The 10,622-nt window shown below is 57.6% G+C and carries 6 protein-coding genes and 4 pseudogenes; 4 read left to right on the top strand and 6 right to left on the bottom strand.

The genetic code is table 11. From position 1 onward, the window contains the following. Positions 1–1,179: DUF932 domain-containing protein (locus GOB81_RS16560; protein WP_173571376.1), on the bottom strand; the 1,179-nt coding region annotated here is incomplete at its 3' end. A gap of 523 nt (positions 1,180–1,702) precedes the next feature. Further along, positions 1,703–2,460 (bottom strand): IS5 family transposase gene (locus tag GOB81_RS16555; protein ID WP_173571375.1). Its coding sequence is split into 2 segments (ribosomal slippage): positions 1,703–2,139 and positions 2,139–2,460, totalling 759 coding nucleotides; the frame shifts between segments, so codons are not numbered across the junction. A gap of 306 nt (positions 2,461–2,766) precedes the next feature. Between GOB81_RS16555 and GOB81_RS16550 the strand changes: the two genes are divergently transcribed. Next, positions 2,767–3,489 carry a hypothetical protein gene (locus GOB81_RS16550; RefSeq protein ID WP_029604276.1) on the top strand — a complete coding sequence of 241 codons (723 nt, stop codon included), beginning with the start codon at positions 2,767–2,769 and terminating at the stop codon, positions 3,487–3,489. 97 nt (positions 3,490–3,586) lie between these two features. Here the strand turns inward: GOB81_RS16550 and GOB81_RS16545 are convergent, their stop codons facing one another. After that, the gene (locus tag GOB81_RS16545) at positions 3,587–5,635 is read right to left on the bottom strand and encodes a ParB/RepB/Spo0J family partition protein (protein WP_173571374.1); all 2,049 of its coding nucleotides are present in this window, start codon (positions 5,633–5,635) and stop codon (positions 3,587–3,589) included. Positions 5,636–6,472: 837 nt separating this feature from the next. Here GOB81_RS16545 and GOB81_RS17835 point away from each other — a divergent pair. Then, a pseudogene (locus GOB81_RS17835) lies at positions 6,473–6,793 on the top strand (IS5 family transposase); the annotation flags it as partial. 190 nt (positions 6,794–6,983) lie between these two features. Here GOB81_RS17835 and GOB81_RS16535 read toward each other — a convergent pair. Beyond that, positions 6,984–7,235, bottom strand: a pseudogene (locus tag GOB81_RS16535) (transposase); the annotation flags it as partial. 93 nt (positions 7,236–7,328) lie between these two features. Here GOB81_RS16535 and GOB81_RS16530 point away from each other — a divergent pair. Next, positions 7,329–8,579, top strand: a complete 1,251-nt coding sequence (locus GOB81_RS16530; protein ID WP_173571373.1) for an IS256 family transposase — start codon at positions 7,329–7,331, stop codon at positions 8,577–8,579. Positions 8,580–8,605: 26 nt separating this feature from the next. Here the strand turns inward: GOB81_RS16530 and GOB81_RS16525 are convergent. Next, positions 8,606–9,754, bottom strand: a pseudogene (locus tag GOB81_RS16525) (IS1380-like element IS1380A family transposase); the annotation flags it as partial. A 92-nt stretch (positions 9,755–9,846) separates the two neighbouring features. On the opposite strand from GOB81_RS16525, the pseudogene GOB81_RS16520 reads away from it, so the two are divergent. Then, a pseudogene (locus GOB81_RS16520) lies at positions 9,847–10,281 on the top strand (IS5 family transposase); the annotation flags it as partial. 119 nt (positions 10,282–10,400) lie between these two features. Here the strand turns inward: GOB81_RS16520 and GOB81_RS17550 are convergent. Then, a partial coding sequence (locus tag GOB81_RS17550) for a hypothetical protein (protein ID WP_206752395.1) occupies positions 10,401–10,622 on the bottom strand: 222 nt, incomplete at its 5' end.

Genomic DNA, 10,622 nt, shown 5'->3' with positions numbered 1-10,622 from the left:
GCGGGCCTTCTCCTCCAGATCCAGCCGCGTGTCCTGATTGGCCTTTGTCCGCGCCAGCGCCGTGATCCCCTGCACGAAATCGAACACGCTCTCCGGCTTGCGCCCTTCCTCATGCAGCACGGTTTCGATGATCTTCGTTGTCTCTGGCTTCGAGAACCCGCGACGACGCAGGAAACTTTCGCGGTCCTCGTCGGTTTTCGCCACCAGCGCCTTGCGCGAGGCCTGAATGCCCGAGACGAACGAGGCCGGGCTGGCTGTGGCGAAGTTCCGTAGCGCCGGTGTCGCCTGATGCACGAAGCGTGAGGCTGCAAACTTGCTATGCCGGATCGTGATCTGTTCGAAATTTTCGACGCCCCACAACATACGATTTTGACACGCTCCGCGCAGGTAGAATGACGCAATGCCGAGGCTCTTGCTGCCGACTTCTGAATTCCATGCATAGAAACCCCGGAAATAGAGATCGGGCTCACCATTGGGCAGGCGTCCCGCCTCAATCGGGTGTGTATCGTCGACGAGAAACAGGAACACATCGCGATCCGATGCGTAGAGCGTCGTGGTTTCCTTCGTAATGTCCACATAGGGGTTATGGGTCATGGTGGCCCAGTCGATCACACCGGGCACCTTCCAGTTGGTATCGCCGGTGCCATCACCGGCGATCTTGCGCACCGCGCCCACCAGTTCATGGTCCCAGATACGACCGTAATCGGGACCAGTTAAAGCACGCAGTTCGACGCGCCCGTCCTCGGTTTCCAGCGTCTTGACCAGTTCGGCCCGGTGCGACAGCAACCCGTGCTGCAGGTTGATTGCCGCCAGCGGAGCCGGAAGATTGCGCAGGTACGACGAGGGGGCACCAACCAGGCTGCACATCTGGCCAAAGGACCAGTGTGTGGGAGCAATCGGGTCATTCTGCCCCGGCACGGTCAGGGTCAGGCGCTCGGCATTGTCGCGGCTCGCCTCCACTCGGATGGCGCGGCTTTCTACCGTGCGGGCCGTAGCCCGATCCGCACGCGCCAGCGTGGCGGCATGCAGCTCGGACAGCGAGAGATACCGCTCATCATCGGGGCGCGAGAACCATTCGGACGAGACGCGGGCACTACGCTTCCCGCGCGAAGGATCGATCCGGAAGCCGCCGGACGCCGCACCACGGAACGCAGGGGGCAGGATGGTGGTTGTAGTCATGGAAAACTCTCCTCTGATGCCGGTTATTCGGCACAGAAGGCGAAGCCACCCTCTTCCTCTGATCACCACTTCCCACGCGGGATCCCATCCAACCGCAGAAACACCTGGCCCCTCATTCCGGAACACGGCGTCCCCGTCACCTACCGGAAATCACGACTGCAATGGGGGGATACTGCTCGGTCCGCTTAGCGACAGCGAAAGCCCAAAGAGGACGTCCAAATCAGCTTCGCACTCATCCTTAAAAGAGAAGTGACATACAGATCGACGTTTTGAACCGGCGACAGGATTGAAAAGGGAGAATGCGGCTAAATGTAGTTAAACACCTAAGTCATATCTCTTTCAGGACTTCAGAGTAGATACTTGCGTTTCGTTCCTTATGTGACGGTAGGTATTTACCGCCGAATAATAACAAGAAAAACAATGTATAAATGGAAAAAGCAACAAGAAATACCATTGGACTTAGACGATAAATCCTACTAAAAAGCATATAAAACAAGGGAAGAGTGCCAATTAGGCTCAGGACTCATAGCCAGAACATGACGGTTGCAGCGAGGCAGATTGCCGAGAAGAACACGGTGGGGCATCTGTCATAGCGTGTTGCGACCCGTCTCCAGTCCTTGAGCCTTCCGAACATGATCTCGATACGGTTGCGTCTTTTGTATTTCCGTTTGTCGTATTTGAGCGGTTTTTCACGAGATTTTCGGCCAGGAATACAGGGGTTGATCCCTTTCTCCTCCAGGGCATCCCTGAACCAGTCAGCATCATAGCCCCGATCTACCAGCATCCATTCGGCTGGTGGGAGACCGTCCAGAAGGGCAGCGGCACCGGTATAATCACTGATCTGACCTGCTGTCATGAAGAAGTCGAGCGGACGTCCGTTCCGGTCGGTGACGGCATGCAGCTTCGTATTCATCCCGCCTTTGGTCCGCCCGATCAGACGGCCTGGGCCCCCTTTTTTAACCGCAGGCTCGAAGCCGTGCGGTGTGCCTTGAGATAGGTCGCATCAATCATGATTGTCTGAGGCTCTGCCTTGCCGGTAGCCAGCCCCTCCATCATGCGGATGAATATCCCCATAGCACTCCAGCGCTTCCAGCGATTGTAGAGCGTTTTGTGTGGACCGTATTCCCGGGGTGCATCACGCCAGCGCAGACCATTTCTGTTTACGAAAATGATCCCGCTCAACACACGACGGTCATCAACGCGCGGTCTGCCGTGGCTCTTCGGGAAAAAGGGCCGCAGACGATCCATCTGCCCGTCCGTCAGCCAATACAGGTCACTCATCTTCAGTCTCCTCAAGGAGCCTGAATCACATCCTGCCGCCCGTATCAATGGGTCCTGAGCCTAGGGATCCCAAATATATAGCCTTCTTCACTTTTCTCTCCTTACCCCAATCGCACTTCTATCCTGCAACCTTACAATATCGAAAAGTATATGGTTATGTCAGCTAACCGTAGACTCGCGGAAATTCAATAATGACTGACATGAGGGCGACAACCGACATTACAATGAAGGACGCGGGACGGAGATCGTCCCTACGTCGCAAAGCCAGACTGGCAACTCGCACCGACCTGGTTCATTGTTTATGTAATGAATCCGTTTCGTTCGCCCGACACCGACCTCCCCCTGTCGCATGCCCTCATCCTGAAGGCCGCGCTGCTGACGATCGGCTATATTGAGGAAAACGGCCCGATCGGCCTCACGCCCACCAAGGCGCTCAAGCGCTATTTTGTCGCGTGGGCCGCCGAGGCATTTGACTGGCCAGCCTATACGGTCGAAGACCTCTACGCCGTTAACAAAGTCCTCAATGAACACGATTTCCCGCCGCTGGTGATCCTGCATGAGGTTCTGCTCAGTGCGAAGCTCGCACGGCATTTCAAGGGAACCCTGCGGCTGACCGACCTGGCGAGAAAACTCAGATCGGAGCCTGCCCGGCTCTGGATGCTGTTAACGACCCATCTCCTCTTTGTCGTTGACCACAGTCCTTACACCCGAAGCGATGAGCCGCTGTTCGGCAACTGGGATATCTTTCTCAACGTCATCAATATCGAAGCCCAGGCTGCCGTCACCGAAGAGCGACTATGTTCGGTTCTCTACGGGGGTGAAGAGGAGGAGATCCGTCACCGGGATTTCAAGCTGACCGCCAGTCTGTACGTCCATGTCCTGCGTCCACTGTGCTGGGCAGGACTGCTCAACGAGCACCGAACCGGTACCGGCCTCAACAGGCGGGATTTCTATACCAAAACACCCTTATGGACAGCGGCCCTCAGGCTTGAAACGGATCGACACCTGCAGCCGGTGACCCGTCACTGACCACCGTCGACAGCCATTCCGGCGTGATGTCGTCGTTCCCATATAAAAGGCGCCTTCCGGAGACCGAAAGGCGCCAATACCAGTCAGCGGGCTGACATCACTCGGCCGCCACCGCGTCCGGGCTATCGGGCATATGAGCTACCCCTGCTCCCCCCTCCGCCACGTTCCTCGTCCGCAATGCCTCGGGCAGCCATCCGGAGCCCTCCAGCAGCCGCTCAGCCGCTTGCGCCATGTCACCCTTCTTCATATGGGCGATACGCTCTGCCGCCTCGGCTCCCCGCGCCTCGCGCACGGCTTCGAGGATGCGGGCCTTGGTGACGCGGCCGAGATAGTTCTCCACCGTTGGCTGCCAGCCTGCTTCGGCCAGATCGAGCGCGAGCGCAGTGGCGAGACGGCCTGCTCGCGCAAGCCGCTCCCTGACGCTGCGTGCCAGAGACGGACCATGAGACGATTCATGCAGCGCGTTGATCCCGAAAGACAGGCAATGCGCTAGCAGGGCCAGACGGCTGGTGTCGTCCAGCCGGTCGAGCCACAGCCAGAGTGCAGCCTCGTCTTCCGGCAAATCGTGCTTCCAGCCCTCGTTGCGCTGGCGCAGCGCGTGGGCCGGCAGGCTGCCGGGCATGTCGGGGGAATGGACCTGCAGCGGGATTTCCCGGACATAGGCTTCCAGGCAATCTGCGCCCGAAACCTGCCAGTACAGATCGCGTACCAGCGTGTGAAGCAGTTCGGTCAGCGCGACATGCGGATTGCTGGCAAACGCATCCCGCAGGGCCAGTGTGCGCCAGGCCGTCAGTTCCGTCAGCAGGCGATCGGAAAGCGGTTTCAGTCCGTCTTCCTCCTCGGGGTCGGTATCGGGTGCGCCTTCCCTCCCATCCCCTTCGGCATCATCGCCATCGCCGCGGTGGTCAATGGCGTCGTCATATCTGTCTGATTCGTCCTGATCGACTTCGAGTTCGACCGGCATATCTTCCGGCCGGACGAAACCCCGTGCGACCAGCAGCGTGCCGTCTGTATCCAGGCTGACGAAGACACCGGCCCGGACCATGTCCGCCGGATCGAAGGAAACAGGGCGTTCTTCCAGCGCCTCGATAGCCTGCTCGATTTCACCCAGCCGCGTATCGACGTCCTCCGGGAACTCATCGGCCTGCGCGTATTCCGCCTCAATGGTTTCCTGCTCGCTGTGCAGAGCGGTCAGACGGCCCGCTTCTTCATCGGAAAGTTCAACGGTCGTCCCGTCGATCTCCGCGAACTGCCGTGTGTGTCCCCAGGGGAAGGACAGAGCCGTTTCGACCCATTTCCAGCCTTCGGCTCGGATATCCTCGGCCGCTGCCGCCAGTTTTTCCATCACCAGCCGGTCGAGAAGAGTGGGATCGCCCAGCCAGCCGCCATCGTCGGCTTCGAACAGGTCACGCATGACGGGACCGCCAGCCGCAAGATAGGCGTCCAGCCCGACGAAGCTTACGCGGCGATCCGATGCGCGCACGGTTTTTTCCGTCAGCATGCGGCGGATCAGATAGGGCTCGCGGTTATGGCTCTGGGCAATAATCTCCCAGACCTGCTCCTGCCGCGCAGGATCGTCGCTGATCGAGAAGGCCATGAGCTGTTCCAGCTTCATGCCGTCCTGCTCGTAAATCTCGAGCAGTTTGTCGGACACGGTCATCAGGCGCAGGCGCTGTTTGACCACGGTGGGCACGACGAAGAACGCGGCGGCGATCTCGTCCTCGGACATGCCCTTCTCCAGCATGTCGCGAAAGGCACGAAACTGGTCCAGCGGATGCAGCGCCACGCGCTGCACGTTCTCGGCCAGGGAATCATCCTCGGCGAGAATGGCCGATCCGGCCTCGCGCACGACACAGGGCACCGGGGCCGTTTTCGCCAGTTTCTTCTGCTTTACCAGCAGTTCGAGCGCGCGGAAGCGACGACCGCCGGCTGGCACTTCATAGGTGCCGGTTTCTGCCCCCTCGCCGTTCAGAACGGGCCGGACGTTCAGGCTCTGGAGCAGCCCACGACGTTCGATATCGCGGGCCAGCTCCTCGATCGACAGGCCGGCCTTCACACGCCGCACGTTGGACTGCGACAGCACCAGCCTGTTGAAAGGGATATCACGGGACGCATTGAGGGCGATTTTCTGGATGGCGCTCGCCATGGCGGGACACTCCGTGACGGACCGGCGGAAGACTCTCTCCCCCCTCTTTATCCGTCACGAAATCACTCCCACCCTCTGACTTTTCATGAAAAACCCGAGGCCGATTAAGTCCTTAACCATCCTCTTGTCGGTCGTCCAGCCTGCGTTATCTGCTCCTCGAAACTGGACATGTGTACTCGCAGTATACATCGCAAAAGATGTGATGTTCAGATCTGTATCTGAATCAAAACACCAACATGAACCGCACCGTCAACAGAATATGCTAGGCCCCGTGTAATCCACAGAAAAAGCTACCGAATGTCTCAAACAAAAACGACGCCTCGCCATTCGGCGCTTCTGACTGAAGCCGGATCGCGACATCATGACACCTATTAATTACATCATGATATACACAAACGATGTTTCAAAACCTACTGGACGACGTATTTAGGGCAACCTTGTGCAGTCCAGCGATACGTCGTGATGTTCTCCCCACCCCTTTTGCCGGGAAGTGGCACACCTTCGGGCATTTAAATCCGCCAGACAGTTCTTGAACTCAGCCGTTCCCGGAGTATGCCCCATGCTCCGGCAACTTTGTTTGTCCTCACTGAGTCGACGATCTGTCGTCGTGCCACACGCAGAAAGCAAAGCGATCAAAGAGATACACGTCGTTATTTTAAACGAATTCCTCAAGTATGCGATCATAACGTTCCTCCACCATCATCAATGGTAAGCATATAGTAAAGCCTGAACACTCCTACGGCGTGTCGTCAGTTAAGACCTGAGAGCTTGAAGTGAGGGTTGTACGTTCTGTTGCTCTGTGCTGACTGTTTTTCCGGCTTTGGAGGAGAACAACAGATGCGGCGCTATGGCTTACGTGACGACCAGTGGGAGCGTATAAAAGACTTTCTTCCGGGTCGTGAGGGTCATGTCGGAGGCACTGCTGCAGACAACCGCCTTTTCGTAGAAGCTGTGCTGTATCGCTACCGTGCAGGCATTCCCTGGCGTGATCTTCCGGGCCGTTTCGGGGACTGGAAAAACGTGCACAGACGTCTGCGTCGCTGGTGTGAAACTGGTGTTATTGAGCGGATCTTTCGCCATTTGGCAGCAGATCACGACAATGAATACATGATGATCGACAGCACCATTGTCCGGGCGCATCAGCACAGTGCCGGAGCCCTCAACGCGGATTTCTCACACTTGAGGCAATTTCGGGTCATTTTGTAGAATTCAGTCATCCCACAGGAGCTCGATCTGGAATATTGACGATATTGTGCTTCTGGCGGCGGGTTCTGAACGCAGTGAGGGTGTCACGGCCTGAGAAGGCAGTGTTGGTGGAAGCTATGTGGTCTGTGCACTGTCTGTTTCTTCAGATGGCCTGCCGGAGCCTTCGCAATCGTGCATGAGCGAGGGCGAATTCATGCTGACAGGGGAACATGTCCGGCATGGACAGGACAATCCGACGGACGCTGAGCGTGACACGTGTCGCGATTTTGAGCAGTCGTGCGCGGATGGTGCCACAGGTCGCCTTCTCCAGAGAGGTCTGCCCAAGGGCCATCTTTTGCAGAGCGGTGAGCAGGACATAGGCTGCGGCCGAGAACCACAGCCGGAGCTGGTTGGAGTAACGCACGAAAGTTGGTGATGCCCTGAGGGGCGGCATATCATGGCGGTGTTCACGCGCCGTCAATTCTCAATCGAGAAAGGGATATGCCACATGCACAACGATACCACCCCCCGACTGCCCGATCCATCTGGATTTGGGTCTGATCCATTCACCGATATCCTGCGCCATGGGGCGCGCAAGCTGATCGAGCAGGCGATCCAGGCCGAGTTGACCACGCTCCTGGCCGCCTTTTCCACCGAGAAGCTCGAGGACGGGCGGGCGCGCCTGGTGCGCCATGGCTACCTGCCCGAACGCGAGGTGCTGACTGGCATCGGCCCGGTAGCGGTGAAGGTGCCGCGGGTGCGCGATCGCAAGTCCGGTGAGGAGAAGATCACCTTCACGCCCAGCATCCTGCCGCGCTACCTGCGCAAGGCGAAATCGGTCGAGGAGCTGCTGCCCTGGCTTTACCTCAAGGGCGTCAGCACCGGTGATTTCAGCGAGGCGCTGGCGGCTCTTCTGGGCCCCAACGCCAACGGGCTTTCCGCCACGACGATCACGCGACTGAAAGCCGGGTGGTGGAATGACTACGAGGCCTGGCAGAAACGCGATCTGGGCAATCGCCGCTTCCTCTACATCTGGGCCGATGGCGTCTACTTCAAACCCCGGATGGCCGAAGAAAAGCAATGCGTTCTGGTGATCGTCGGGGCCGATGAATATGGCCGCAAGGAGCTGCTGGCCATGACCGACGGGTTCCGCGAAAGCACGGAAAGCTGGCGCGAGCTCTTGCTGGATCTCAGGCGCCGGGGCCTGAAGCACGATCCGAAACTGGCCATCGGCGATGGTGCTCTCGGCTTCTGGACCGCGCTGCGCGAGGTCTTCGCGATCACGCGCGAACAGCGCTGCTGGGTGCATAAGACCATGAACGTGTTGAACGCGTTGCCAAAATCGTTGCAAGACAAAGCCAAGGGTCATCTGCACGACATCTGGCAGGCTGAGACAAAGGCCCAAGCCAATGCCGCCTTCGATTTCTTCGTCGAGACCTACGGCGTGAAATGGGGCAAGGCGGTCGGCAAGCTGGTCAAGGACCGCGACGCGCTGCTGACCTTTTACGATTTCCCGGCCGAGCACTGGAAGCATATCCGCACGTCAAACCCGATCGAAAGCACCTTCGCCACCGTGCGGCACCGCACCAGGCGCTCCAAGGGCTGCCTGAGCCGCAAGACCGGGCTCGCCATGGCCTTCAGGCTGATGATATCGGCGCAGAGGAAATGGCGCAAACTCGACGGCCAGAACCGCATCCCGGAAATCATCCAGGGGGTTGAGTTCCGCGACGGCCTTCGCCACATTCAAGCCGCCGCCTGATCAAGCGTCACCAACTTTTGCCCATATCTCAGCTGGTTGGCCCGGATGGTATGGGAGGATGTTCTGTCTGAGAACAGATCCAGCTGGCATTCCTTGATGCGGTTTTCCATATCCCCGCGTGCGCAGTAAATCTGTTCGTAGAGATGGCGGGGGTCGGACATTCCCTGCGGTAGCGTGGTGACAATAAAGCGATGATAGCGGTTGCCGTGGCGCCATTCGGCCTTGGTCACCACCCGCCTGCGGCGCGTCCAGCTGTCCTTTGTGATCCAGTCAAAGGAGGCGAAACCGCGCGCAGCTCTGCCTGTCGTGGCGGCTTCGTCACGAACCTCAGCGGACAAAGAGGCAATCCGGTCATACAGGCGGGTGTTGCCTGCAAGCCCGAACAGGAAGTCAACGTGGTTGTCTTCGCACCATGTCATCAGACTGTCCCGGGCGAAACCGCTGTCCCCACGCACCAGGATACGCACCCGGGGCCAGCGGCTCCTGATCTGCTCCACGATCCGGCGGATGTCTGCCAGTGCTTCCTTCCCCGGGTCCCTGTCTGCCGTGCGCAGGGTAGCGCTGAGGAGATGATCCCCGCAAAAGATGTATAGTGGCAGATAGCAGTTATGGCCGTAATACCCATGAAAGGCACGGCCTTCCTGATGGCCATGGATACGGTCATCGGTGGCATCCACATCCAGAACGATCCGGGCGGGTGCGTGCTCATGCTGGTCAAGGAAGAGCGTGACGAACAGGGTAGCCAGGGCCTCATGATCAGCAATGATCCGACAGTAACGATCTGCCTTGTGCCCACTGCGCTCCAACCGGTTCAGTGTAGATTTGCCAGCCAATGCTGCGCAGTTTGCCCGGCCTCCTGACAGACGGCCCGAGGCCAGACCAAAGATCAGGTCATGCCGCAGGGCATCGTGATCATTGAGATCTTCATAGCCCAGTGCCAGGCCCAAGATCCGCTGACGGACAAGGTCTTCAACCCGGTATTCCACAAAGCCGGGATGCCGCTTATCGCGAAAACAGGCAGCAAAGCGGCGGCTGAGCCCCAGAATGTCATCAGCCTGCTTCACCAGAATGACGCCCCCATCCGAACTCATGCGACCCCCGTCAAAACGGGCCACAACACGCCGTCCACAGGAGGCTGGAAAATCATACGCGCCTGCGCTACACTCTGTCTGCATCGGGTTTTCTTATAGCTTACGAAAATTTCTTTTGTGCAAAACAGACTTTTTCATAATCTAACCCGATGTACAACCCTTCTGTGAGATTTCCGCGTCAAAAAGGGGGCGCGGATCAGGCCATCGGACGATCCCGGGGCGGATTGACCACAAAGATCCATGCTATCTGCGATGCTCTGGGCAATCCGGTGGAGATCGATATCACACCGGGACAGGATGCGGATATTAACCGGACGGAACCGATGCTGGAAAACATCGATCCGGATGCCTTCCTTGCTGATAGGGCGTATGACGCAGACAGGTTGATCGACCGATTGACAGAGCGCGGGATTACCCCGGTCATACCGTCAAAACGCAATAGAGCGATGCCGCGGAAAACCGACTTCGCTCTTTACAGGGAACGTAATCTTATCGAACGGTTCTTCAATAAACTGAAGCAGTTCCGCGCTATTGCAACCCGCTACGACAAACTGAAATCCACCTTCCTCGCGGCGGTTCAGTTCGCCTCAATCATCATCCTGCTTAACTGACGACACGCCGTAGGAGTTTCCTAATAATTATAGATTTTTTTTGAAGAAATGTCAATTTTTCTATCTAGCCCTAACCTGGAAATAACCCTATTCGGGCCAGAGTAAGCCAACTGCTTGCTTCAAAAGTTTACGACATGCGAAATAATCATGCGTAACGTTCGATATATTTTCTGATTTACAATATATTTTTTGGGCAATGCCGCCGCTTCCAGTGATTTCATCATCACACACGCGTTAAATGGCGATATTCTGACGCAAATTTCGTAAGATTTAATGGTGCTTATACCATCCATACCCTCGAATATTGTTCCATGCATCGGTGGTATGGCAGGCATAGCAAT

Source organism: Acetobacter conturbans (assembly GCF_011516755.1).
Taxonomy (GTDB): domain Bacteria; phylum Pseudomonadota; class Alphaproteobacteria; order Acetobacterales; family Acetobacteraceae; genus Acetobacter; species Acetobacter conturbans.
The sequence above is the reverse complement of the archived record's forward strand: the minus strand, read 5'-3'. Positions and strand labels throughout refer to the sequence as shown.

Coding starts and splice junctions, on each gene's coding strand:
- GOB81_RS16550 (WP_029604276.1), top strand. CDS start 2,767: ATGAATCCGTTTCGTTCGCCCGACACCGACCTCCCCCTGTCGCATGCC.
- GOB81_RS16545 (WP_173571374.1), bottom strand. CDS start 5,635: ATGGCGAGCGCCATCCAGAAAATCGCCCTCAATGCGTCCCGTGATATC.
- GOB81_RS16530 (WP_173571373.1), top strand. CDS start 7,329: ATGCACAACGATACCACCCCCCGACTGCCCGATCCATCTGGATTTGGG.